The sequence below is a fragment of the Ruminococcus sp. D54t1_190329_F1 genome (genome assembly GCF_015551645.1).
Classification (GTDB): Bacteria; Bacillota; Clostridia; order Lachnospirales; family Lachnospiraceae; genus Blautia_A; species Blautia_A faecis.
In genome coordinates this window covers 78100-104050 of the sequence record NZ_JADNDC010000007.1, presented here as the reverse complement: position 1 = coordinate 104050, position 25951 = coordinate 78100, and the positions used below count along the sequence as shown (strand labels likewise).

Sequence of the window (25951 nt, the reverse complement as noted above, 5' to 3'; positions counted from 1 at the left end):
CTCAATGTTTATACGGAACAAACACGTCGCCTGTCGGCGACATCATATACAAAAAGCCATATGAGGATAGACGTATGCAAAAGAAAAAAAATTTATACAAAAAATCCAAATATTACCGCCAGCGCCAGAAAAAGATCCGGCAGATCTGCATGTCCGCGGGGGGTGTCCTGCTGCTGGTAGTACTGATCCTAATCGTCCGGGGATGTGCAGGAAAGACAAAGAGTGTAAACTCTTCGAATGTAAACAACGCAACCGACGAAAAGACAACAGGTTCTGCTCTTTCTTCTGACAGTGAAAAGAACGATTCTTCATTTGCCGATGGAGCTAAGCAGACTGCAGAATCTTCCAGTGACAGCTCAGATTCATCTTCTGATTCCGAAAGCAGCGATACTGTTTCAACAAAATCGAAGCACGACACCCCAGTCACCCTTACTATAAGCGTTGTGGGAGACTGTACCCTTGGTACAGATGAAGCCTTCGATTACAGTACCAGCCTGAATGCATATTTTGAAAATTATGGAAAAGAATACTTTTTACAGAATGTAAAGAGCATTTTTGAAGCAGATGACCTGACTATCGCCAACAATGAAGGAACCTTCACAGACAGCAGCAGCCGCGAGGATAAAACCTTCGCATTCAAAGCCCCTGCGTCTTTTGCAGGAATTTACTCCAGCAGTTCTGTGGAAGCAGTAAACACAGCCAACAACCACAGCCATGATTACGGCGAGCAGAGCTTTCAGGATACCATGGACGCCCTGGATGCCCAGGGAATTGTTCATTTTGGCTATGATGAGACGGCCGTAATGGATATAAAAGGGGTAAAAGTAGGTCTTGTGGGAATCTATGAGTTATACGATCATCTTGAGCGTGAACAGCAGCTGAAAGACAACATTGCCAAGGTAAAAGAAGATGGTGCAGAGCTGATCATCGTTATCTTTCACTGGGGAAACGAAAAAGAAACCGTTCCAGACTCCAATCAGACCACACTTGGACATCTTGCCATTGACCTTGGCGCTGACCTGGTGTGCGGACATCATCCTCATGTACTTCAGGGAATTGAAGAATATAAAGGAAAAAATATTGTATACAGCCTTGGAAACTTCTGCTTCGGCGGAAACAGCGCCCCAAGTGACATGGACAGTATGATTTTCCAGCAGACCTTTACCATCTCAAATGACGGCGTAAAAGCAGATAATGTAACAAATATCATCCCATGTTCCATCTCCTCCGCTTACGGCTATAACAATTACCAGCCAACGCCTGCTGAAGGGGATGAAAAGACCAGAATTATGGAAAAAATCCAGGAAAGAAGCTCCTGGATCGGATAGAAGAAAATATGTTATTCAGCCCCCCAGAGCGAAAGCTCCGGGGGGTATTTTTTGATTATAATATCAGCATCGCATCCCCAAATGAAAAGAACCGATACTTCTCCTGCACTGCCACCTCATAGGCATGCAGAATATTCTCTTTTCCAGCCAGTGCAGATACCAGCATAACCAGTGTGGATTCCGGCAGATGGAAGTTGGTGATCAGACCGTCGATCATCTTAAATTTATAGCCTGGATAAATAAAAATCTCTGTCCAGCCGCTTCCAGACTTCAGAACACCATCAGCGCCAGTTGCAGATTCCAGTGTACGGCAGCTGGTAGTTCCAACTGCGATCACACGGCCGCCATTTTTCCTGGTATCGTTGATCAGCTTCGCCTGGTCTTCTTCCACAATGTAGAATTCAGAATGCATGTGATGCTGCTCCACATCATCTACCTTAACCGGACGGAATGTGCCAAGACCTACGTGAAGAGTTACATGGGCAATATTTACCCCTTTGGCTTTCACCTGCTCCAGAAGTTCCTTTGTAAAATGCAGACCTGCTGTAGGCGCTGCTGCAGAACCTTCATTCTTTGCATAAACAGTCTGGTAGCGATTCTTATCCTTTAATTTATGAGTGATATATGGAGGCAGCGGCATCTCTCCCAGCTGATCCAGAATCTCTTCGAAAATACCCTCATAATGGAACTGGATCAGACGATTCCCCTCGTCCACCACGTCAATAATCTCTCCCTTTAAGATACCATCTCCAAAAGTGATCTTAGCACCTGGGCGTGCCTTTTTACCTGGTTTTACCAGGCATTCCCAGATATCGTTCTCTCTTCTTTTCAGAAGAAGGATCTCGATCACTGCGCCAGTCTCTTCCTTGTGACCGTAAAGTCTTGCCGGAATAACCTTGGTATCATTGATAACCAAAGTATCACCTTCATTCAGATAGTCCAGTATATCCCTGAAATGGCGATGCTCAATACTGCCATCTGCCATAGAAAGATGCATAAGTCTGGAAGAACTTCTGTCCTCCAGCGGATCCTGGGCGATCAGCTCCTGAGGGAGCTCATAGTAAAAATCAGATGTTCTCATCTTTGGATTCCTCCTCTTTCCACTGCTTTTTCAGCTGCCGCACAAAATTCCATTCTTTGTTGGTGAGATCTGCCTTTTTCAGCAGATCCGGGCGCCTTCTGGCTGTACGAATGATAGACTGCTCTCTGCGCCACTTCTCTATATTTGCATGATGACCGGACATAAGAACCTCCGGAACCTTTTTACCATGCCACTCTTCCGGGCGGCTGTACTGGGGATATTCCAGAAGATTTCCTGCAAAGGACTCGGTCTCGCCAGACTCCTGATTGCTGAGCACGCCTGGAACCATGCGGGAAATAGAATCCATCATAACCATGGCCGGAAGCTCGCCGCCTGTAAGCACATAATCTCCGATAGACACATAATCCGTCACAATTTCCTCCAGAACACGCTCGTCAATCCCCTCATAGTGACCGCAAAGGAAAACCAGGTCTTCCTCTTTCGCCATGTCTCTTGCCATCTGCTGATTAAACACCTGTCCCTGCGGGGTGAGATAAACCACACGGGGGCGCTTCCCGGCTTTCTCGGCAATCGCTTCATAAGCCAGGTAAACCGGTTCTGCCTGCATCAGCATTCCAGCACCGCCGCCGTAAGTATAATCATCTACTTTCTGGTGCTTGTTAAAAGCATAGTCGCGGATATTTATGGCCTCCACAGAAAGGATTCCTGCATTAATAGCACGCCCTGTAATGCTGGTGTTCATTCCATTCCGGATCATTTCCGGAAAAAGGGTCAAAACATGGAAATTCATTTATAAAAGTCCTTTCATCAAATGTACCGTCATCACATTCTCTTCCAGATCAACGTCAAGGATGCATTCCTTGATTGCCGGGAGAAGTACTTCCTGATGATCTGGAAGCTCTACTACGTAAACATCATTGGCTCCTGTCTCCATAACATCTTTCAGGGTTCCGAAATGGGTGTTGCCCTCCAGAACCACTTCCATGCCAATCAGGTCGCCGATGTAATATTCATCTTCATCCAGTTCCTGGGCTTCTTCTCTGGGAACCCACAGGTCTCTGCCTTTGTACATTTCAATATCATTTATATTATCAATCCCATTAAATTTCAGGATCACAAGATTCTTAAAAAATTTCACGTTACGGATTTCCAGCTTTTTCATCTCTCTGCCGGCATCCAGAATCACGTATTCAAGATCCAGGAAACGCTCCGGATCTGTGGTAGGGAATACTTTTACTTCTCCCCGCACGCCATGAGTGGTGGTAATTACTCCAACCTTTAATAAATCTTCCATTCAAAACTCCTCTACAAAAAACGAATATGTCTGCCGTCCAGGACTTTCATAAGTAAAAACAGGAGCCATGTCTCCACAGCTCCTGCATCCATATATCTTGCTTATCATTGCAGAATATCTACAATCACTTTTTTGCTGCTTTTGGAAGAAGCCGCTTTTACTACGGTACGGATGGCCTTGGCGATTCTGCCCTGACGTCCGATCACCTTACCCATATCAGATGGTCCTACCTTCAGTTCGATAACAACAGCGTCATCCTTTTCTGTTTCGGTAACGACTACTTCGTCCGGATTTTCAACAAGAGATTTTGCAATTACTTCTACTAATTCTTTCATTACACACCTCCCTGATCCCGCCCCGGAGCATATTCAAAAAATGCCCTCATCTGGACGTCACAGAAATACCCCCTGAAAATTGCCGGTTACAGTTCACGACTTTCACAGGAAATACTGTGCAGTCTGAACCATTCTGGCAACCTCTAAGATACTCCTTAAATTATTTCTCGATTCCGGCCTGTTTGAGGATCTTAGCAACAACCTCTGTAGGCTGAGCACCGTTTGCAAGCCATTTCTTAGCTGCTTCTTCGTCAACCTTGCATACACTTGGCTCCTGGTTCGGATCATATGTTCCGATCTCTTCGATACATCTTCCATCACGTTTGCTGCGGGAATCTGCAACAACGATTCTATAGTAAGGTGCTTTCTTCTGTCCCATTCTTCTTAATCTGATCTTAACTGCCATTTTAATTTTCCTCCAATTTACTTTCTCTTTATTAGTTAATTTAATTATTTTATGTTAAAAAGGGAGCTTAAAGCCGCCTCTTTTACCACCCATTTTGCCGCCGCCCATGAGACCCGGCATCTGCTTCATCATCTTCTTGCTCTGCTCAAACTGCTTCACAAGGCGATTGACTTCTGCAACATCCACACCTGCGCCTCTGGCAATTCTGTTCTTGCGGGAAAGGTTCAGGATTCCCGGATTAGAACGCTCCTGTGGGGTCATGGAAAGAATAATGGACTTGGTTCTGTCCATTGCTTTCTCATCGATCATGCTCTCCACATCTTTCATCTTGCTTCCCACACCTGGGAGCATGTTCAGGATGCTGGAGATTCCGCCCATCTTATTCATCTGTTCAAGGCTGGTAAGATAGTCATTGAAATCAAAATCCATCTTCTTCAGCTTCTTGGACATCTCCTGGGCTGCTTCCTGATCCACGGCTGCTTCTGCCTTCTCGATCAGGCTCATTACATCTCCCATACCAAGGATACGGGATGCCATTCTCTCCGGATAAAACTGTTCCAGATCGGATAACTTCTCTCCCATACCTACATACAGGATTGGCTTGCCAGTTACGGACTTGATGGAAAGAGCTGCACCACCACGGGTATCACCATCCATCTTGGTCAGGATCACTCCATCGATTCCAACCTTCTCTGCAAAAGTCTGGGCTACATTGACTGCATCCTGTCCGGTCATGGCATCTACTACAAGGACTGTAGCATCTACCTCAATATTAGACTTAATATCAGCAAGCTCCTGCATCATATCCTCATCGACATGAAGACGACCTGCTGTATCAATGATCACTACATTCTGCTGATTCGCCTTGGCATGTGCAACAGCCGCCTTGGCTATGTCTACCGGGCTCTGTTTATCGCCCATGGTAAAGACTTCCACGCCTTGTTTCTCACCGTTTACCTGCAGCTGAGTGATCGCTGCGGGTCTGTAAACGTCACAGGCTACCAGAAGAGGTTTCTTACCTTTCGACTTGATCTTACCTGCAAGCTTGGCTGCGGTAGTAGTCTTACCGGCTCCCTGAAGACCTGCCATCATAATGACAGTCAGATCATTGCCAGGCTTGATCGGAAGCTCTGTAGTCTCGCTTCCCATAAGATTAACCAGCTCTTCGTTTACAATCTTGATGACCATCTGGCCTGGGTTCAGTCCGTTCATAACGTCCTGTCCAACTGCACGTTCCTGTACAGATTTCGTGAACTGTTTCACGACTCTGAAGTTAACGTCTGCTTCAAGGAGTGCCATCTTAACTTCTTTAAGAGCAATCTTAACATCCTCTTCGGTCAGACGGCCTTTGCTTCTCAGCTTCTTGAATACATTCTGAAGTTTATCTGTTAAGCTTTCAAATGCCATGAATTATAACTCCTCTAAAATCACATTGGATATTGCCTCAATATCATCAGCGTGATATCCGGATGCAAGCTCATGTATCTTCTGTACCTGTCCCCGGATATTCACAAACTTCTCCACCAGATGCAGCTTCTCTTCATATCCTTCCAGTGCCTTGTCACAGCGTCTGATCATATCATGTACGCCCTGACGGCTGATATTCAGTTCCTCTGCAACCTCACTTAAAGAATAATCCTCCAGAACTACACTCTCGTAGATCTGCTGCTGTCTCTTCGTAAGAAGCTCTCCGTAAAAATCATAGAGCAAAGTACGTTCCACAAACTTTTCCATTCGTTATCACCTTGGGTATCATACCGTATTTTGTGGTGTGTGTCAAGTGTTTTTTCTTTACATGCAATATTTTTTATATGTCCAAATTTATTATACGCTATTTCTAATTATCTGCCCTTATGTTATACTATAAAAGCTGCCGAGCCTCCAGCAGAAAGGAGGTGAATTCGATGGATAATATTATTGCTCTAATCCTTGTCCCTGTCGCAGTAAATGTAATTAGCTACTGCATTTACAAATGGCTGGACAGAAAAGACAAATAGGCAGCATAACAGCCTAAGGCATAAGCCACCTACATAAACGGAATAGAAAACCCCGGAAGTCTCGCACACCTCCGGGGTTTTCGTTTGCTTTCGATGGACTATTGCTCTAATCCTTAGCTACTATTAGGATATGCCATAACCAACGAAATGTCAACTTAAAATTCACATATTTTACTGACACTTAAAATCCACATATTTTACTGAATCAAACTATCATCATCAAAATAATTAATTTTCATAGAAGCCTTTACATCCCTCAGAGTCTCAGCAGCCTTTGCCTCAGCCACCTTACTGCCCTCTCTTAAAATGTCATAGACATCCGGAATGCGCTGCTCCCACATTTTACGGTGCTCGCGGATCGGGCCAAGCTCAGCCTGGAGAACGTTGTTCAGGAACTTCTTAACCTTAACATCTCCAAGTCCGCCTCTCTTATAATGGTCTTTCAGCTCGTCCAGGTTCTGATAATCCGGAAGAAATTCCGGGAAGTATTCTGGTTTGCAGAAAGCATCCAGATAAATAAATACCGGGTTGCCATCAACATTTCCTGGATCCTGAACACGAAGATGATTCGGATCCGTGAACATGGACATAACCTTCTTCTTAACCTCATCTGCCTCATCGGAAAGATAAATGCAGTTTCCAAGAGATTTACTCATTTTTGCCTTACCGTCAATACCTGGCAGACGCAGGCACGCCTTGTTGGAAGGAAGTACGATCTCTGGCTCTGTAAGCGTCTCACCATATACTGTGTTAAACTTGTGTACGATCTCTTTGCACTGCTCCAGCATAGGAAGCTGATCCTCGCCAACCGGAACTGCTGTTGCGCGGAAAGCCGTGATATCTGCTGCCTGGCTGATAGGATAGCAGAAGAATCCAACCGGAATGCTGGCTTCGAAATTACGCATCTGGATCTCAGATTTCACAGTAGGGTTACGCTGAACACGGGCCACTGTAACCAGATTCATATAATAGAAGGTAAGCTCTGTAAGCTCCGGAACCATGGACTGGATGAAAATTGTGGATTTCTCCGGATCAATCCCGCAAGCCAGATAATCAAGTGCTACCTGGATAATATTCTGACGAACCTTCTCCGGGTGCTCTGCGTTATCAGTAAGCGCCTGGGCATCCGCGATCATAATATAAATCTCGTCATAATTTCCGGAATTCTGAAGCTTTACACGCTCAGATAAAGAGCCCACATAATGTCCCACATGAAGACGTCCTGTAGGGCGGTCTCCTGTTAAAATTACTTTTTTCATAGTTTGCTACTCCTTATATTCACCGCCATGCCGATCCTTTTTTAACCAACACAGTTGTACTTATTTATAATCATTTCAGCAAACACTCCCCATTTTTTTACATGAATATGCAAAACGTCCAAAGCACATAGATTAACTTTAGTTACTATTCACTGGTAACATTCCGCGAGGTGTTTTTTGTGAACGGAGTGAACAGTAACTAACTTTATTCATACCATTTGTAATGCTGCTTCAGCTATTAACTGCAAGGCGGGGAAATGCTTCTATTTTTCAATTACAGACTTGCGCGAATTACTTTCGGTCTGCATCCGGCAGTCTCCAGCGCTTTCACGATCTGATTCTTATGATCTGTACCAAATGCCTCCAGAGTGATTTTCAGTTCTACAGCGGCATTACGGTTTGTGCTTACAAACTGGTTATGATCCAGCTTGATAACATTTCCCTGATTCTCAGCAATAATAGAAGCCACACGTACCAGTTCACCAGGCTTATCCGGGATAAGAACAGATACGGTAAAGATTCTGTCACGCTGGATCAAACCATGCTGTACTACAGAAGACATGGTAATCACATCCATATTTCCACCACTTAAAATGGACACAACCTTTTTATTCTTGAAATCAAGATGACGAAGCGCAGCCACTGTCAGAAGTCCTGAATTCTCAACGATCATCTTGTGATTCTCTACCATATCCAGGAATGCAACGATCAGCTCATCATCCTCAACCGTGATGATTTCATCCAGATTCTCCTGGATATATGGGAAAATATGAGAGCCCGGAGTCTGAACTGCAGTACCATCTGCAATGGTGTTTACATGGGGCAGTGTAACAACCTCCCCTTTCTCAAGAGAAGCCTTCATGCAGGCTGCACCTGCCGGCTCTACACCGATTACTTTAATATGAGGATTAAGAAGCTTGGCAAGTGTGGATACACCTGTTGCAAGTCCGCCTCCACCGATTGGCACCAGAATATAATCTACAAGAGGAAGCTCCTGAATGATCTCCATAGCAATGGTTCCCTGTCCGGTAGCAACTGCAGGATCATCAAAAGGATGAATAAAGGTATAGCCCTTTTCTTCAGCAAGCTCCAGAGCGTATGCACAGGCCTCATCATAAACATCACCATGAAGAATAACCTCTGCGCCATACCCTTTTGTACGCTCTACTTTAATAAGCGGTGTAGTGGTCGGCATTACGATCACGGCCTTCACACCGTACTTGTGTGCTGCATATGCCACACCCTGTGCATGGTTTCCAGCGGAAGCTGTGATCAGGCCTTTGCCCCTCTCCTCGTCGGAAAGAGTACTGATCTTATAATAAGCTCCACGCACCTTATATGCACCTGTTCTCTGCATGTTCTCTGGTTTGAAGAAGACCTTGTTTCCAGTGAGTTCAGAGAAATAACTGCTCTTCACCAGCTTGGTCTCCTGGGTTACCTGCTTAACTATTTCTGCCGCTTCTTCAAAACTCTCTAATGTAAGCATTTTTATTTTTCCTCCTGTAGTTTGTGGGGTTAGTTTTCATCCGGATGAATATCAAACAACGCATCCACAAAAGAATTTGCATCGAATTTCTGTAAATCGTCAATGCTCTCACCAACGCCGATATATTTCACCGGAATATCAAGCTCAGACTGGATTGCCACCGCAATACCACCCTTGGCTGTACCATCAAGCTTGGTAAGAATGATACCGGTTACATTTGCCACCTCTGCAAACTGTCTTGCCTGCACAAGTGCGTTCTGTCCTGTCGTTCCATCCAGAACCACCAGAGTTTCCAGATACGCTTCCGGATATTCCTTCTCCAGAATGCGGTAAATCTTGCGAAGCTCTTCCATAAGATTCTTCTTATTATGAAGTCTTCCTGCGGTATCACAGATCAGAACGTCTGCATTGCGGGCCTTGGCTGCTGCCACTGCATCATAGACAACTGATGCCGGGTCTGCTCCATCCTGACCGCCAATGATCTCCACTCCTGCCCGGTTCGCCCACTGGGTCAGCTGTTCCCCTGCTGCTGCACGGAAAGTATCCGCAGCACCAAGAATAACCTTTTTGCCCTGGTCCTTCAGCTTGCCGGCAAGTTTTCCAACGGAAGTTGTTTTTCCAACACCATTGACACCGATCACAAGAATAACGGATTTGCGGTTTTCAAACTCGTACTCTGTGCTGTCTACCGTCATCTGCTCCTTGATGGTATCAATAAGAAGCTGCTTGCACTCCTTGGGATCCCTGATATTCCGGATTTCCACCTGGTCTTTTAATTTGTCCAGAATGGCTGTGGTGGCATTGATTCCAATGTCACCCATGATCAGGATTTCTTCCAGTTCCTCATAAAAATCATCATCTATTGTTGAATAGCCGGTGAAAAGAGAATCGAATCCTGCCACAATGTTGTCTCTTGTTTTTGTCAGGCCACTGACAAGTCTTTTAAAAAAGCCCTTCTTTTCCTCTGCCATTTCCTCTCCTCCTTTTACTGCGTAAGCTGGTTTTCCACAAGATCAACGGAAACCAGCGTGGAGACGCCTTTCTCCTGCATGGTAATACCATAAAGTCTGTCTGCGGCATTCATAGTACCACGCCTGTGTGTTATTATAATAAATTGCGTGTTCTTCGTCAACTTCTGAAGATAGCCTGCGAAACGGCCTACATTCGAATCGTCAAGTGCCGCCTCGATCTCATCAAGAAGACAGAATGGCGACGGCTTCAGATTCTGGATTGCAAACAAAAGTGCGATTGCAGTAAGTGCCTTCTCACCACCGGAAAGCTGCATCATATTCTGAAGCTTTTTGCCTGGCGGCTGGGAAATAATACGAATTCCTGCTTCCAGAATGTCCACGTCTTCCTCAAGCTCCAGAGTCCCCTTACCGCCTCCAAACAATTCCTTGAAAGCCTTGTCAAACTCTCTCTGGATATCCTGGAATTTCTCCGTAAACTGTTTACGCATTCCCTCATCCAGTTCCTGGATAATGTTCTCCAGCTGTGCCTCTGCGGTTTTCAGATCCTCATACTGTCCGGAAAGGAAAGCATGACGCTCTGAAATCTCCTTATATTCCTCAATTGCATTTACATTAACGTTACCAAGCTTACGGATTTCATCCTTCACCTGGGCAATTTCTTTCTTCATGGCTTTCAGATCGTTCAGCTCTTCTTTTTTGTACTGAAGGGCATTGTTCGGGGTGATCTCATACTCATTCCACATATAGGAAATCTGAGATTCCCTGTGCTCTTCCAGCTTCTCGATCTGACTTTTCAGACGGTAACACTCTTTGTCCAGAAGTGAAATCCTGCCGGACAGCTGATCCCGCTTCTCAAAAAATGCCTTATGGCTGGCATTTTTTTCATCCTTCACACTCTGCCAGCTCTCCATCTGAGCCTTCGCCTTGGTTTCATCCTCTTCCAAAGTCCGGATCACTGCCTCCAGGTTCTCTACAGACTGGCGCTTTCTCTCATTCTCTTCGCCGCCAAGCTCCAGCGTTTCATGAATATCTGCTTCCTCCTGGCGAAGAGCTTCCATCTCATGGGTCAGACGGCCCAGAGTCTCTGCTGCGAAGCTTTCTTTCTGCTGGGCTGTACTTGCTTCCAGACGAAGAGCCTCCAGTTTTCTGGAAACCTCCTGCTCAGAAGCCCTCCAGGTCTCTAATTCTTCCTGTTTATTCTGGATAAAAGTCTCCAGTTCTTTCTCATCCTGCTCAGAAGCCTTCAATTCTTCGGCAATCTTGCTGTGATCAGCCTCTGCCTCCTCGATCTGACGGCGGATTTCCATCTGCTCTCTCTGAATCTCTCCGTAGCCAGCCTGGATTTCCTTTGTTTTGGCTTCTACCTGGTTAATGTTCATCTTCGCCGTGTTCTGGGCAACATACTGCTGACGCAGTTTTTCCTGCAGATCTGCAATGGTGTCACGCATAACATTGCGCTTGCTTCGATTATCATTAATAGCAGTCTGCATGTCATCCATGTCTTTTCGAAGAGCCTTCACACTGGATTCCAGTTCTTCGATCTCACGGCGGCGGCCAAGAAGGTTGCTGTTATTCTTAAAAGAACCACCTGACATAGAACCGCCCGGACTGAAGGATTCACCCTCCACAGTTACCATGCGAAGACTGTGCCGGTACTTTCGCGCAATGGCAATGGCATTGTCAATGTGATCCACCACAAGCACACGACCCAGAAGATAAGTAGCAAGTCCGGCATACTCCGGACCTGTAGTTACCAGTTCACTGGCAAGCCCGATCACTCCCGGCTCCTGCAGCGCATCCCTCTGGGTAAAACCACTTCTAGTATTGATACTGTTAAGTGGAAGGAACGTAGCACGGCCGAAACGGTTTTTCTTCAGAAATTCAATCATGTGCTTGGCAGTCTGTTCATTGTCTGTGACAATGTTCTGAATACTTCCGCCAAGAGCCGTCTCAATGGCGATCTCATACTCCTTATTTACCTGGATCAGATCTGCTACAACACCCTTAATTCCCGGTACTCGGTCCTTCTGTTCCATTACACGGCGGATACTGTTTCCGTATCCGTCATAGCGCTCTGTAATATTTTTCAAAGATTCCAGCCTGGAAGCCTCACGGTGATATGCGCTCTGGCCGATTTCCATCTGGCCGTTCTGTTTCTTTAATTCATCTGTAATTTTATGTACTTCATTATCCAGGCGCTGACACTCTGCATTCATGTCCTGGATAAGTGTGGTAATTCCCTGAAACTTCTCCTTTGCCCTCTCCAGCTCACTCTGCTGCTGGGCTTCCTCTGTTTTCAAATGAAGCTGTCTCTGACTGATTCCCGCTTTACGGATATCGATCTGCTCCATCATGGTATCGAAACGCTGGGCTTTTCCTTTGGTAGTGGCACGGGTATTGAGAAGCTCGATAATCTCGTTCTTGCCATTCTCCACTGCCTGGGAGCACTCTTCGATCTGTGCCTGAATATTGGAAATCCGGTCCTCTTCTGCCTCCTGGCGCTTCCTTGCTTCCAGAAGAGCTGCATGGAGCTGGGATTTCTCCGCCTCCTGCCTCTCCAGAGACTCCTGGCGTTCCTTCAGATCCGCCTCAATGGACTGCAGACGGCTCTTGTAATGTTCTTCACTCTGCACTCCGGACAAAATCTGTTCCCGAAGTACCTTGGTCTCGCCATCCAGCTGCTGCCTGCGGATTGCCTTATTCTGCGTCTCTTCACGCAGCTGATCCATCTGGGAATTCAACTGTTCCAGTTCCTCTTCCAGACGATCATATTCCACTTTCGTCTGCTCGTAGGCCTTCTGATTCTCCTCCAGCTCCTCAGCAGCCCGGGTATTCTTGGTATCCAGCTCTTTTAATTCACGGCTGGTCTCCTCGTTTTCCAGAAGAAAACTGTTCACATCCAGTTCCCGCAAAGTGTCTCTTTTGGCAAGATAAATTCTGGCTGTCTCGGACTGGCGCTCCAAAGGGCCCAATTGTCTGGTAAGCTCACTTAAAATATCGGTAACACGCACCAGGTTCGCCTGCTCGTCCTGCAGCTTCTTAATGGTAGTTGCCTTTCTTCGCTTAAACTTTACGATTCCGGCAGCTTCGTCAAAAAGCTCACGGCGCTCTTCCGGCTTACCACTTAAGATCTTATCGATCTGTCCCTGCCCGATGATGGAATAGCCCTCTTTACCAATACCGGTATCGTAAAACATCTCATTAATATCCTTCAGACGACAGGCACTTCCATTAATAAGATATTCACTTTCACCGGAGCGGTAAAGTCTTCGGGTAACCGTAACCTCATTAAAATCAACCGGAAGCTTGTGATCGCTGTTATCCAGAGTAATGGCAACAGAAGCAAAGCTAAGGGGCTTTCTGGTCTCCGTGCCGGAAAAAATAACGTCCTGCATGTTTCCGCCTCGAAGCTGCTTGGCGCTCTGTTCTCCAAGGACCCAGCGGACCGCATCACCTACGTTGCTTTTTCCACTGCCGTTGGGGCCAACGATTCCCGTAATTCCATTATGAAATTCGAAATTGATTTTCTGTGCAAAGGACTTAAACCCGTGCACTTCAATATTTTTTAAATACATATATTCGAACCCTTGTTATTATTTTCTCATCTTCCGGATTGCCTGGTAAGCAGCTTCCTGCTCGGCAGCTTTCTTGGTATGTCCTACTCCGGTACCCATCACATGACCGCTGACAAGCACATCCACGGTAAAGCTTTTATTGTGATCCGGGCCTTCTTCTTTTATCAGATGGTACTCCACAAGATGGGTTCCCTTCTCCTGTACGATTTCCTGCAGGATGGTCTTGCTATCATAAAAGAGCTGTTTATTCTCAAGATCGTTCAGAATGAATTTCAGAACAAACTCCTTTGCGCTAGCAAAACCACCGTCCAGATAGATAGCTCCAAGCAGAGCCTCTGTTGCATCAGAAACAATAGAGTCACGGTTTCTTCCACCGGTCATGTCCTCACCTTTTCCAAGGAGCAGATACTGCGGCAGTCCGAAATCTCTTGCACAATAAGCAAGACTGGGCTCGCAAACCAGGCTGGCTCTCTTCTTGGTCAATTCGCCCTCTGGAATCTGGGTGAACTTCTTATAGAGAAAATCACTGCTGATCAGCTCCAGAACTGCATCTCCAAGAAACTCCAGACGCTCGTTGCAGCCTGCCTTACCAAGCTTCTTCTCGTTTGCATAGGAACTATGTGTCAGTGCAAGGATCAGAAGGTTCCTGTTCCTGAACTCATAACCGATCCGGTTCTCCAATGCTTTTAACTTTTTTTCCATGATAAACTTCCTTCCCTCTGACTAGCTGGCAGCCCTCCGGCAGGTCTTTGCCGAAGAGTCTGCTGCAATGCATGGATGATCATGCTTTTTCTGGTGTCTCTTCCACCATATGGGCAGCGATTTTCTCATTGATCTTCTGCTGTCTGAACTGAACACACTGAAAAATAGCGTGACGAATCTCAACCGCCCTGGCACTGCCGTGTGTCTTCACAACCAGTCCCTTAAGACCCAGAAGAGGGGCTCCGCCGTACTCACTTGCATCAAATGCCTTCATAGTTTCTTTGACGGCCGGTTTCACCAGAAGAGCTCCAACCTTGCTGCGGGTGTCTTTCATAAGGCCGGTTTTAAGCATCTTCATAAAGGTACTTCCAAGTCCTTCATAAAGCTTCAGGATCACGTTCCCGACAAAAGCCTCGCAGACAATCACATCTGCATAACCAGCCGGAATATCCCTTGCTTCAATACTTCCGATGAAATTGATCCCCGAGCATTCCTTCAAAAGAGGGAACGTCTCCTTCACAAGGGCATTTCCCTTCTCCTCCTCTGCACCAATGTTTACAATGGCAACACGAGGGTTCTTGATTCCAACCACGTCTTCCATATAGATGGAACCCATCTTCGCAAACTGTACCAGATGCTCTGGTCTGGCATCTACGTTCGCACCGCAGTCAATAAGAAGTGACACACCATTCTGGGTGGGAATCAAGGGTGCCAGCGGCGGACGCTGTACTCCTTTGCTTCTTCCTACGATCACCTGACCACCTACTAAAATAGCGCCTGAGCTTCCAGAGGAAACAAATGCTTCTGCTTCCTGCTTCTTCACAAGATTCAGTCCTACCACAATGGAAGAATCTTTCTTCTTACGGATTGCCAGAACCGGAGGCTCTGCTGTCTCGATCACCTCTGTGGTATTCACGATCTGGATTCTTTCCTTGGGGTAATTCTGAAATTTACTCAGCTCTTTCTCAATTACATCCTGCCTGCCGGTAAGGATCACATCAATGTCTTCCCTCTCGGCAACAGCCTCTACGGCTGCTTTCACTGGTTCTGCCGGAGCGTTGTCTCCGCCCATGGCATCTACTACAACTCTAACTGTCTCTGCCATATTTTTCTCCTCTCCGGATATTCTTCAATACTGTAATCTGGTAATGTGAAAACATCCATTATAATCGGGATATGCAAAACACAGCCCAATTCAACAGCTCCTCCATACCATAGCATGTTTGAAAAAGGCTACAAGGTACACTATCCCGAATAATACTATTCTACTTTATCTGCCCCCTCTTAGTCAATAGGGAATCAAAGAAAGGTTTCTGACCCAAAGACTGTAGTTGACGAAGCTTCCAATCTCCGCTATACTCTCACTGGGAGCAGATAGGTGCCGGTGTGCCTCCTGGTCTTCAAAACCAGTGTGGGGCGCTAATCCCGTCCCGGATGGGTTCGATTCCCATATGTTCCCGCCAAAAAACGTACCCAGCTTTCCACTCTTACTCTTCTCATTGAGACCGGTCTGCCTGCTGCAAGTTTCGTTTTAACACTCTTCCTCCATTTTCCATAACTGTAATCCGCTCTCTGTCAAACCCCTCCAGCAGTATGATCGCACATTTACGGGATATTCCCAGACGGTCACGAAATTCTCCAGTCTGGATCATCCCCTTTTCTTCATATAACAGATACGCCATATCCAGAGCTTTCTGCCGTATTTCCCAGTGCATATAATGCTTCTCGTCAAACCGTACAAGAACACCGTCCCGCACCATGGCAAAGAACACTTCTGAAAAATCCCGCTCACCGGAAAATACTTTCTTCACTTCATCTGTCAGCGGAGGCATAAAGCCCGATTTCAGATATAATTCCTGCAGCTGCAAAAAGACAGAATTCCCACATATTTCTTCTGTTATTTTTCCTGAAGCGTGTGCTTTTTTTCTTTCCTTTCCGGTACATGCGCAATGAACAACAGCATCTGCATTCTGTCTTTTTTTCCTTTTTACCCCATTGGGATTCAGCACAACTCCACCGCCGATGGTTTCTACCGGCGAATAAAATCTTATAACAAAATGATCCCCTGCTTTCATTGCCGTCACCTGCTCCATCCGAAGCTGGACTACGGCCTCTTCACCGGGCTTCAGCACTTCTCTGTCAAACAGAATTATTTTACACACCAGTTCTGCTGCCCCATGATAAAGATGAACACGGGTACCGCTTTTTAAAGAACGCTGTCCTGATTTCAACAGCTGCAGCCGTACATCTGCGATCATGGTACCTTCCATACTTCCTGCTGTTGCCAGGATTTCTCCCCGGGAGATCTGTTCTTTTCCAATTCCCGGAAGGTTCACTGCCACCCGCTGTCCCGGAACAGCTTCGGATACTTCCTGTCCATGCACCTGAATTCCTCGGATTTTTATCCTTTCAGCTCTGGGATAAAGCATAGCGTCATAATCCAAGCCTAAACTGCCATCAAGCAGCGTCCCTGTCACTACGGTTCCAAAGCCCTTTAAAGAAAATACACGATCTATGGGCAGGCGAAACGCAGATGCTTTTGTACCCATTCTGCCTGTGCAGCTGTCACTTTCATTTCGGGAAAGATTCTGATTTTCCGTGGTTTTTCCGGCTGTGCACAGTTTCCACAACACCCTGCGCAGTTCCTCAATCCCACGCCCATCCACAGCACTGGTCACTACCACATCCGCATTTTCCAGAAACGTTCCCTCTGCAAATTCCCTGATTTCCTGGTCAAGTCCCTTTTTCCATTCCAGGTCACCTTTGGTGAGCACAAGCACACCCTTTCGAATACCAAGCAGGGAAAGTATTGCCAGATGTTCCCTGGTCTGAGGCATAACTCCCTCATCTACTGCGATCACTACCATGGCAATATCAATTCCGCCAGCTCCAGCCAGCATATTCTTTATAAACCTTTCATGGCCTGGCACATCAATAATCCCGGCTTCCCTGCCATCCGGAAATTTCAGAAACGCAAAACCATTTTCAATTGTAATCCCCCGCCTTTTTTCCTCTGCCAGGCGATCCGTATCCGTGCCTGTCAGCGCCTTGACCAGCCAGGTTTTACCATGATCAATATGTCCGGCAGTACCTATGATCCTGTACCTTTTTTCTTCCATATCTTTTTCACGCCCCATTTTGTTCGAACAATCCCACTATTTCGTTTCCAAATAAACAGCGCGAAGAAGCCACTTCTCCGCGCCATGTTTACGTTTATAACAATATTGTCTTTTTTCTGTTGTTTGGAAATATAATTCAGTAATTTAATAACATTATTCTACAGTAACAGATTTCGCCAGGTTTCTCGGCTTGTCCACATCCAGGCCCTTCGCTACGCTGACATAATATCCCATCAGCTGCAGCGGAACAATTGCAAGACTGGTTGTGAAATACTTCTCCGTCTTGGGAACATATACGGAGAAATCAGCGGTATCCTCAATACTGTAATTGCCATAGCTGGTCAGTCCCATCAGATAAGCACCACGGCTCTTTACCTCAACCATATTGCTCAGTGTCTTCTCAAAAAGATCCTTCTGGGTCATCACACCGATCACCAGAGTACCATCCTCTACAAGGCTGATCGTTCCGTGCTTCAGCTCCCCTGCTGCGTAAGCCTCAGAATGAATGTAACTGATTTCCTTCATCTTCAGGCTTCCTTCCATGCTGATGGCATAGTCAATTCCTCGTCCGATGAAGAAAATATCATGGGCATTTGCATACTTGCTTGCAAACCACTGGATACGCTCTTTATCATCCAGAACACGGCTGATCTTGTCCGGCAGGGTCTCCATCTCAGCAAGCAGACGGGTCACATTCCCCTCCTCAAGCTTTCCCTGGACAAAAGCGCTCTGAATAGCCAGCAGATACATGGCGATCAGCTGGGTGCTGTAAGCCTTGGTGGTGGCAACAGAAATCTCAGGTCCCGCATAAGTATATAACGTATAATCGCTCTCTCTTGCAATGCTGGAGCCTACAACATTGACTACGCTAAGTACCGGAACATTTCTATCTCTGGCAAGACGAAGGGCAGCCAGGCTGTCTGCGGTCTCTCCAGACTGGGAAATAATAACCACCATGGAATCCTCCACAAGGATCGGATCACGGTAACGGAACTCAGAAGCCACATCCACCTCAACCGGGATCTTCGCCATGGATTCGATCACATATTTGCCAACCATACCAACATGGTAAGCAGAACCGCAGGCGATGATATAGATTCTCTTAAGAGAAGCCAGCTTCTCATCTGTAAGCCCTGTCTCAGAAAAATCAATGTGTCCCTCTTTTACATAAGCGCCAATGGTGTCCTGAACGGCCTTCGGCTGCTCATGGATCTCTTTCAGCATAAAGTGCTCATAGCCGCCCTTCTCAGCAGCAGCTGCATCCCACTGGATCTCCACAACGTCTTTCTCAATCTCTTCACGGTCGATATTGTAGAAATGGATCTCATCACGGGAAAGCTCCGCAATTTCAAGATTGCCGATATAATAAACTCTTCTGGTCTGATCCAGGATCGCAGGAACATCAGAAGCGATAAGGCTTCCGTTCTCGCTCTTTCCAATGATCAGCGGACTGTCCTTGCGGGCTGCAAACAGTTTGCCCGGATAGTCCTTGAAAATAACACCAAATGCATAAGAACCGCGGATACGGAGCATTGCTCTGGAGATTGCTTCCAACGGAGTTCCGGTTTTCTTATAGTAGTAATCTACCAGCTTCACAGCCACTTCTGTATCTGTCTGTGAATAGAACGTATAACCGGAACGAAGAAGCTTCGCCTTCAGCTCCTGATAATTCTCGATAATTCCATTATGAACAAGTACTACGGACTTATCATCTGTACAATGAGGATGGGCATTTGTCTCAGAAGGCTCTCCATGAGTCGCCCAGCGGGTATGACCGATACCGCAGGTACCCGGTACGGCTGAACCGCCGTCTGTCTTCTCGATCAAAGTTTTCAGACGCCCTTTCGCCTTTACGATTGCGATCTTATCAGTTGCCTCGTTTCGAACTGCGATACCTGCTGAATCATAGCCTCTGTATTCCAGCTTGGAAAGGCCTGTCAGCAAAATCGGTGCCGCCTGTTCATCTCCTACATAACCAACAATTCCACACATAAAATTTCCTCCTCAGTCTCAGTCTTAATCATTCTCCTCGTTTTTCTCCTGGCCAGCTGTCTTCTGCCATGCCTCAACCCCTTCTGTATTTTCCTTCTGGAAAAGGATTTTGAAGGTAAGCATCAAAAGCTTCAGATCCAGCTTCAGAGAATAGGTCTCAATATAGGTGAGATCCAGTTTCAGCTTATCATAAGGTGTCGTGTTGTATTTACCATAAACCTGGGCATAACCGGTAAGTCCGGCCTTCACTTTCAGGCGGTAATCAAATTCAGGGATCCTCTCGCTATACAGTGCAGCAATTTCCGGCCGCTCCGGTCTTGGGCCTACCAGAGACATATCACCTTTCAGGATATTAAAAATCTGTGGCAGCTCATCGAAATGGATCCGGCGGATAAGCTTCCCGACCGGTGTGATCCTGTCATCCTCTTTCTTCGCCAGCTGGGCACCCTTCACTTCAGAGTCCATTTTCATGCTTCTGAATTTCAGGATCATAAAGATCTGCTTATCCTTCGTAAGACGCGGCTGCTTATAAAAAACAGGACCGCCATCATAAAGCTTAATAGCAAGTGCGATCAGAATCATAAACGGAGATGCAATCACCAGCCCTGCCAGGGAAAATATAATATCCACAATTCTTTTGAAAAACAGCTGCTCTGCTGTCAGACGCAGGTTTCTGGAAAGAAGAAGCGTGGTATCAAATAAATGAATATCGTCTGCATTCCGGAGCATAATATCAGAAAGCTTCGGAATAGAATAACAGCGGATATCCTTCTCAAAGCAGTATTTCAGGAGAAGATTTCGTTCGTGGGACGGGATATCCCCGATCACAACTGCTTTATATCCGTTGATCTTCTCCTTGATCACGTCAAGGCCAAGGGAAAGGGATGCCATCTCTTTAATGGCATATTTATCCTCTCTGGTCTCAAACTTATTCCTTAAATCTCCCGGATTACGTCCGCCATAAATCATCAGCATCTGTCTGGGCGGATACAGTCTGGTGTACACATAACGCATACCAACCACCCATATGACAACGATCACCAGGTCAATCCCCGTCATAGCCAGCATAGGTGTCAGATGCTCTCCCAGACGCCAGCGACCGATCAGGCACAACTGTAAATAGGTAATAAAATTCACGCAGCACACAGACAGGATCTGGGAATAGATTACTTCAAATACCCGCAGATAACCCACCTTAAAACCACCGTAAATTTTGTAAAAGAAGTATATCATCAGCACATACAAACCGATGACTACCTGATTACCTCTGTCAAAGCGTCTGCCGATGACCTCCTTGTGGGCATAAAATTTATACCAGATATAGGCGAAAAGCAATGTTTCAATAGCGATGATCACCGCAGACGCCAAAAACATGATCAGTCTCTTATATCGTTCGCGATTTTCCATTTTTTCCTCCAGTAAATTTCCTCTGAAATCTATACGTTGTATAAGTATAGCACAAAAAATCCCAGAGGAAAACGATTTTTTCGTCACTCATTTTTGACAAAAAATGACAGAGCGGGTTGATATCCACCCCAAACCGTGATAAAATCAGTACATATTGTGGTAAAGCAATATAATATTTATACAATATGATATTTTATAATGTGAAGTAAATAACAGATTCTAAGTTTTGTCAATATGTAATTTTCAGAGTGCCGGTTTACAGGTACTGTTCCGTTACTGTTCACAGGGAATGTTCCGCGAGGTGTTTTTTGTGAGCAAGGCTCACAGAAAACCCGAGAATTGCGGCGCGAAATCATGCAAATGCATGATTTCTGTGCATCACGGAGCGTGTTGCTGTGAACGGAGTGAACAGCTGCGAAGTATACCTCGGTCTGCAGAAAGGAATCAATGCGTCATAATCAAATTTCCAGACAGAATAAAAATAAAAAAATAAAATATCTCGCCATAGGACTTGCCGCTGGCGTTCTTGGCATAGGCTCAGCTGCAGGTGTTCTCACTTCTGCCAACAGCCATGCTGTGAACCGGAGTGCATCCTCTTCCACACAGGATACTGACCAGATCACTTATAAAGGTGTTACCTATGTTCCGAAAGGGAATCTTGAGACTTACCTTTTCGCCGGAATTGATTCTCCGGATAAGGTAACCGAGATCAAGGAATACGACGGTACCGGTCAGTGCGACGTGCTGCTTGTGCTTGTCCGCGACAGAAGCACAGACACCTGCAAGTTTCTCACCATCGACCGGAACACCATGACTCCGGTGAAAAGCCTTGCAGATGACGGTTCTTACATAGATACCACAGAATGCCAGATTTCCCTGGCACACGCCATGAGCCTGGATCATGAGACCCGTGCAGAGAATACTGTGGATGCAGTTTCCACGCTCCTTGGAGGTCACAAGATCGATGGCTTTGCAATGGTAAACATGAGCGCCATCGAAGTGGTAAATGATATGGTTGGCGGTGTCACCGTCACCATCGAGGATGATTTCCCCGACAGTGACACACTGATCAAGGGACAGACCGTAACTCTGCACGGTAAGGACGCTGAACGCTTCATCCGTGAGCGCAAGACAGTTGCCGACGGACTGAACGAGAACCGGATGAGCCGTCAGGCCCAGTACGAGGAAGCTTTCAAGCCTGTTTTCCAGGCGAAATGCAGTGAAGATAAGACGTTCCCGCTGGATCTTTATCATGCACTTGAGGACTACATGACTACCAACATCAGTGCCAAGAAGTTTTCCCGTCTTGCCCTTCTTCTTTCCGATGAGAAAGAGGAGGAGAAAATATCCATAGAAGGCACTGCAGACTTCGACGAGGATGGCTGGCAGACTTTCACTCCTGATCCGGACAGCCTTCAGGAAGCGATCCTTTCGCTTTTTTATAAGGAAAAGAAATAATTTTCCTGTTAGAAAATAAATCGTAGCTGGGAAGATACTGAACAGCTACAATAAACAAAATTAAGGAGACCCGACATGAACGAAGAACTCACAAACGACGAGGTGGAAATCGACCTTGTGGATCTAGGCTACGTCTTGTTAGACAAATGGCGTTATCTGCTGATCAGTCTTATTGCAGGCGCTGTACTTCTGGGTGCGTATTCCTTTTTCTTTATCGCACCTACCTATGAATCCACGGCCAAGCTTTACGTAGTATCTGCCTCAGACGATTCTGTAGTCAATTTAAGTGACCTGAATCTTGGTACTTCCCTGACTGCAGACTATGAACAGCTGATGCTCAGCTATCCGGTACTGAACCGTGTCATTGACCGTCTGGATCTGGATGTTACATCCGATGAACTGGCTAAAGCTTTTTCACTGAACAACCCAAGCGATACCCGTATTCTGGAGATCACCGCTACTTCTACCGATCCGCAGATGGCTATGGATCTGGCTGAAACTATGGCTGAGGAAGCCATTGATTATCTCCCGGATACCATGAGCACACTTGCTCCGAATCTGGCACAGCATGCCAAGCTTCCTGAGAGTAAAGTAGCTCCAAGCTATACCAAGTTCACCATGATCGGTGCTCTGCTTGGACTTCTCATCTGTGCAGCATTCTTTATTGTAAAATATCTGATGGATGACACCATCCATACTGCAGATGATATGGAAAAATATTTTGGGCTGGTACCTCTTACCACTATCCCTGACAGCGATCAGGTAATCGATCTGGATGAGGAGCAGCACCGCAGACGCGGCAGAAAGAGAGGTCGTAAGAAATAATGAACCAGCTTAATGTAAACCTTCCGGAGCTGCCCTATGCAGTTTCCGAAGCGATGAACCGACTTCGTATTAATATTAAATTCTGCGGTAAAAATACCCGCAAGATCCTTTTGACCAGCTGCCAGCCTAATGAAGGTAAGAGTACCATTTCCTCCTACCTGTGGAAAATGCTTGCAGAAGCAGGATTTCCCACTGTTCTGGTAGACGTTGACCTTCGTAAATCCGTTATGAAAACACGTTTTCAGATGGACTATGACGATGACACTACTATGGGACTGAACCATTATCTTTCCGGTATGGCAGAATATGAAGACGTTGTATATAGTACCAATATTCCAAACGGCTATATGGTTCCGTGTACACAGCTCCTTGAGAATCCTTCCGCTCTTCTGGAAGACGTTCGTTTCAAAGAGCTTCTGAATACTCTTTCAGAGAATTATCGTTTTGTTATTATAGATTCCCCGCCGCTTGGCAGTGTAGCAGATGGAGCACTTATCGCTTCTCTGTGCGACGGCGCAGTTCTGGTTGTACGTGCCGGTACTACACCGCGTACTCTGATCAAGCAGTCTCTTTATGAGATCCAGCAGTCTGGCTGCAAGCTCCTGGGTACAGTCCTGAACCGTGCCGATGTAAAGGGACGTGCTTATGGCAAGTATGGCTATGGAAAATACGGTTATGGTTATGGATACGGCTATGGTTATGGATACGGCTATGGCTATGGTTATGAGCCTAAGGATAAGAAAAACAGCTCTGACTCCGCTGCCACAGATAAGAATTCTACCGGAAACTAACCGTTTGTACTATCTTTACCGGCTGTGAACTTTATTCACAGCAATCCAACTCCCGGATAAACGGGTCTGCGTGGGGAGACCGTTTATTAAATACATTAAATTAAGAAATAGAGGGTGTTACCAATGAAATCATTCAAAAAAGTAGCTGTAACCATCCTGGCTGCAGTAATGATGCTTCTCATCAGCACTACTGTTTTTGCAGCAGATTCACCTGTAAAAACATCTTTCAATGCTTCTCTTACCAAGAAAACTGTAACTTACACTGGTAAGAAACAGCAGCCAAAGGTTGTAGTTAAGAATGAAGCTGGAAAAACAATCAAAGCTAAATACTACACAGTAAAAGTTAAAACATGTAAGAATGCCGGAACATACAAAGTTACCATCATCGGTAAAGGAAAATATGCCGGATATACACAGACTCTTACTTACAAGATCAAAGCTAAAACTCAGAAGGTTACCTTAAAGTCTACTGACAAGTATACTGTAAAGGCTTCTGCAGTTAAGAAGAGCAGCAAGACTCTTAAGAAAGCTATCAAAGTAACTAAGAAAACTGGTAAAATTTCTTACACAACAAACAACTCCAAGATCAAAGTTAACAAAAACGGTAAGATCGTAGTTGCTAAGGGAACCAAGAAAGGTACCTATCAGGTAAAAGTTACTGTTAAAGCTAAAAACTACAAGACAGTAAACAAATATATCACCGTTACAGTTAAATAATCCTGGTGTATAATAAAAAACAGCTCTCTGACCACGCAGGGAGCTGTTTTTTCATTGTTACTGATTTTCGCCTCACATATTATCCTCAGCTCAGGCGGCTGACCTTCTGACGATACTCTTCCAGGTCGCCTTCATCAATATAACCGATACTTAACAAATATAAATTAAGCGCTTTTGTAAAATCCACCGTAGCTTCGGCACCGTTTAAAGCAAAATACAGATCTATAATCTTCTTCTCCTCTTCCTCCGTGCAGTCTACAATCTGAAATTGAACAGAGCATTGCTCTATGTCATAATTCATCGCAAGCAATATTTCCTTATCACCTTTGCAAACAGACAATTCAATTTCACGTTCCACCACCTGTTTCAAATCCAGTCCATAATTCAATATACCGCTATTTTTTACATATTTGATATCATCGGCCTGTAAAATCAGCTGAAGTACGTCCTGTATTGTTTCCTTCATTTTCTCTCACATCTTTCCTTTATTTTCGCAGCTGTTTGCTGCTTCAAATTTCTATGCTCATAATAGCACGGAAACAGGAGCTTCACAAGTTTTATCTGTCTGTTTTTATCTAAAAATTTCGAGATTTTTTGCTCTGTATTTGTCACATTCCAGATTTACTGTGCAGGTACTGCATCCGTTACAACAACCATAGCTGGCGGCCACCCTATGTCTACAGTATCATCAATAACTATACCGTCAGAAATATCCTTATATTCCGCCAGTATAAAATCAATTGCATTTTGTTCATCGTTTTCTTTGGGTCTATTTTTCAGCATAGCATTAAATGTATTTTTCATCATAGTTTCTCCTCGCTATGTTTACTTGAAATCTTCTAACTCCGATAATGATAAAATACTGTAAAACCAGGAATTTTAATATTTCTGAAATTTCTCAATCACACACTCATGCAGTTTCGTCTTCTTATCGTAATTAATACCTGCCAGCAGCAAATCCCCATGATAATCTTTTAGCACCTCACTATACTGCTGTCTCTTAATCTGGGCAATTGCTCCGGAAGCATTTTTATTCCATTTAAGTTCAATTATGGCTGCAGGTTTGTCCAGATGAAGCTTCCTGATGCACTTTATCGATTCCCTTTGCCACTGTATCACTGTCCATTCTCCACAAAGCTTCCAGCAGCTTTCTAGAATTTTCTACAGAGTCAATAACCTCAGGCCACTCCATAGTGCTGATTGCATTTATATATTCCTGAGATACTTCTTTATTGGGAATATAGACA

The 25951-nt window shown here is 45.4% G+C and carries 23 protein-coding genes, 1 tRNA gene and 1 pseudogene; 6 read left to right on the top strand and 19 right to left on the bottom strand.

Translation table 11 applies throughout. The features are described 5' to 3' along the window. The first annotated feature begins 74 nt into the window (after positions 1 to 74). The gene (locus I2D69_RS04800; protein ID WP_195379474.1) at positions 75 to 1328 is read left to right on the top strand and encodes a CapA family protein; all 1254 of its coding nucleotides are present in this window, start codon (positions 75 to 77) and stop codon (positions 1326 to 1328) included. Positions 1329 to 1383: 55 nt separating this feature from the next. Here the strand turns inward: I2D69_RS04800 and queA are convergent, their stop codons facing one another. From queA to plsX, 13 genes are all read right to left on the bottom strand, one after another. After that, entirely contained in the window at positions 1384 to 2409 is a 1026-nt protein-coding gene (gene queA, locus I2D69_RS04795) for a tRNA preQ1(34) S-adenosylmethionine ribosyltransferase-isomerase QueA (protein WP_148461957.1), read from the bottom strand. Beyond that, positions 2396 to 3160 carry a tRNA (guanosine(37)-N1)-methyltransferase TrmD gene (trmD, locus tag I2D69_RS04790; RefSeq protein ID WP_118578851.1) on the bottom strand — a complete coding sequence of 255 codons (765 nt, stop codon included), beginning with the start codon at positions 3158 to 3160 and terminating at the stop codon, positions 2396 to 2398. The genes queA and trmD overlap by 14 nt, the downstream gene beginning before the upstream one ends. Next, the gene (rimM, locus tag I2D69_RS04785) at positions 3161 to 3664 is read right to left on the bottom strand and encodes a ribosome maturation factor RimM (protein WP_148461956.1); all 504 of its coding nucleotides are present in this window, start codon (positions 3662 to 3664) and stop codon (positions 3161 to 3163) included. Between the two features lie 104 nt (positions 3665 to 3768). After that, a complete protein-coding gene (locus I2D69_RS04780; protein WP_021926512.1) occupies positions 3769 to 3999 on the bottom strand; it encodes a KH domain-containing protein in 231 nt (76 codons plus the stop codon). A 160-nt stretch (positions 4000 to 4159) separates the two neighbouring features. After that, positions 4160 to 4405 carry a 30S ribosomal protein S16 gene (gene rpsP, locus I2D69_RS04775; protein ID WP_117852013.1) on the bottom strand — a complete coding sequence of 82 codons (246 nt, stop codon included), beginning with the start codon at positions 4403 to 4405 and terminating at the stop codon, positions 4160 to 4162. Positions 4406 to 4459: 54 nt separating this feature from the next. After that, on the bottom strand, positions 4460 to 5812 hold the full coding sequence (ffh, locus tag I2D69_RS04770; RefSeq protein ID WP_177968306.1) for a signal recognition particle protein: 1353 nt from the start codon (positions 5810 to 5812) through the stop codon (positions 4460 to 4462). A 3-nt stretch (positions 5813 to 5815) separates the two neighbouring features. Next, complete coding sequence (gene ylxM, locus I2D69_RS04765) at positions 5816 to 6139, bottom strand: YlxM family DNA-binding protein (protein ID WP_118578857.1); 324 nt, start codon at positions 6137 to 6139, stop codon at positions 5816 to 5818. Positions 6140 to 6599: 460 nt separating this feature from the next. Beyond that, complete coding sequence (gene trpS / locus I2D69_RS04760; RefSeq protein ID WP_177968305.1) at positions 6600 to 7661, bottom strand: tryptophan--tRNA ligase; 1062 nt, start codon at positions 7659 to 7661, stop codon at positions 6600 to 6602. Positions 7662 to 7935: 274 nt separating this feature from the next. Next, positions 7936 to 9147 (bottom strand): threonine ammonia-lyase, encoded by a 1212-nt coding sequence (gene ilvA, locus I2D69_RS04755; RefSeq protein WP_118578861.1) that lies wholly within the window; start codon positions 9145 to 9147, stop codon positions 7936 to 7938. A 29-nt stretch (positions 9148 to 9176) separates the two neighbouring features. Continuing rightward, the gene (ftsY, locus tag I2D69_RS04750) at positions 9177 to 10118 is read right to left on the bottom strand and encodes a signal recognition particle-docking protein FtsY (RefSeq protein ID WP_118578863.1); all 942 of its coding nucleotides are present in this window, start codon (positions 10116 to 10118) and stop codon (positions 9177 to 9179) included. A 14-nt stretch (positions 10119 to 10132) separates the two neighbouring features. Beyond that, positions 10133 to 13693 carry a chromosome segregation protein SMC gene (gene smc, locus I2D69_RS04745; protein WP_177968304.1) on the bottom strand — a complete coding sequence of 1187 codons (3561 nt, stop codon included), beginning with the start codon at positions 13691 to 13693 and terminating at the stop codon, positions 10133 to 10135. Positions 13694 to 13711: 18 nt separating this feature from the next. Then, positions 13712 to 14395 (bottom strand): ribonuclease III, encoded by a 684-nt coding sequence (gene rnc, locus I2D69_RS04740; protein ID WP_118578867.1) that lies wholly within the window; start codon positions 14393 to 14395, stop codon positions 13712 to 13714. Positions 14396 to 14474: 79 nt separating this feature from the next. Next, positions 14475 to 15500 carry a phosphate acyltransferase PlsX gene (gene plsX, locus I2D69_RS04735; protein WP_173717143.1) on the bottom strand — a complete coding sequence of 342 codons (1026 nt, stop codon included), beginning with the start codon at positions 15498 to 15500 and terminating at the stop codon, positions 14475 to 14477. Positions 15501 to 15761: 261 nt separating this feature from the next. Here plsX and I2D69_RS04730 point away from each other — a divergent pair. After that, positions 15762 to 15858 (top strand) — tRNA-Sec (locus tag I2D69_RS04730). Between the two features lie 33 nt (positions 15859 to 15891). Here the strand turns inward: I2D69_RS04730 and selB are convergent. The 3 genes from selB to I2D69_RS04715 all read right to left on the bottom strand — a co-directional run bounded on the left by selB (position 15892) and on the right by I2D69_RS04715 (position 20913). Continuing rightward, the gene (gene selB / locus I2D69_RS04725) at positions 15892 to 17514 is read right to left on the bottom strand and encodes a selenocysteine-specific translation elongation factor (protein WP_195379473.1); all 1623 of its coding nucleotides are present in this window, start codon (positions 17512 to 17514) and stop codon (positions 15892 to 15894) included. Positions 17515 to 17667: 153 nt separating this feature from the next. Continuing rightward, a complete protein-coding gene (gene glmS / locus I2D69_RS04720; RefSeq protein ID WP_195379472.1) occupies positions 17668 to 19506 on the bottom strand; it encodes a glutamine--fructose-6-phosphate transaminase (isomerizing) in 1839 nt (612 codons plus the stop codon). A 24-nt stretch (positions 19507 to 19530) separates the two neighbouring features. After that, positions 19531 to 20913: an exopolysaccharide biosynthesis polyprenyl glycosylphosphotransferase gene (locus I2D69_RS04715; protein WP_173717140.1), complete on the bottom strand. Its 1383-nt coding sequence runs from the start codon at positions 20911 to 20913 to the stop codon at positions 19531 to 19533. A 447-nt stretch (positions 20914 to 21360) separates the two neighbouring features. Here I2D69_RS04715 and I2D69_RS04710 point away from each other — a divergent pair, with 447 nt between their 5' ends. The 4 genes from I2D69_RS04710 to I2D69_RS04695 all read left to right on the top strand — a co-directional run bounded on the left by I2D69_RS04710 (position 21361) and on the right by I2D69_RS04695 (position 24704). Continuing rightward, positions 21361 to 22371 (top strand): LCP family protein, encoded by a 1011-nt coding sequence (locus I2D69_RS04710; protein WP_173717139.1) that lies wholly within the window; start codon positions 21361 to 21363, stop codon positions 22369 to 22371. Positions 22372 to 22446: 75 nt separating this feature from the next. Beyond that, complete coding sequence (locus I2D69_RS04705) at positions 22447 to 23196, top strand: Wzz/FepE/Etk N-terminal domain-containing protein (RefSeq protein ID WP_118578879.1); 750 nt, start codon at positions 22447 to 22449, stop codon at positions 23194 to 23196. After that, entirely contained in the window at positions 23196 to 23987 is a 792-nt protein-coding gene (locus I2D69_RS04700; protein ID WP_195379471.1) for a CpsD/CapB family tyrosine-protein kinase, read from the top strand. Before I2D69_RS04705 ends, I2D69_RS04700 begins: the two co-directional genes overlap by 1 nt. A 123-nt stretch (positions 23988 to 24110) precedes the next feature. Beyond that, entirely contained in the window at positions 24111 to 24704 is a 594-nt protein-coding gene (locus I2D69_RS04695; RefSeq protein WP_173717137.1) for a hypothetical protein, read from the top strand. Between the two features lie 85 nt (positions 24705 to 24789). Here I2D69_RS04695 and I2D69_RS04690 read toward each other — a convergent pair whose 3' ends face one another. The 3 genes and pseudogenes from I2D69_RS04690 to I2D69_RS20785 form a co-directional block, all read right to left on the bottom strand. After that, the gene (locus I2D69_RS04690; protein WP_173717136.1) at positions 24790 to 25170 is read right to left on the bottom strand and encodes a hypothetical protein; all 381 of its coding nucleotides are present in this window, start codon (positions 25168 to 25170) and stop codon (positions 24790 to 24792) included. Positions 25171 to 25325: 155 nt separating this feature from the next. Beyond that, positions 25326 to 25511 carry a hypothetical protein gene (locus tag I2D69_RS04685; RefSeq protein ID WP_173717714.1) on the bottom strand — a complete coding sequence of 62 codons (186 nt, stop codon included), beginning with the start codon at positions 25509 to 25511 and terminating at the stop codon, positions 25326 to 25328. 238 nt (positions 25512 to 25749) lie between these two features. Further along, positions 25750 to 25951: pseudogene (locus I2D69_RS20785) on the bottom strand (AAA family ATPase); the annotation flags it as partial.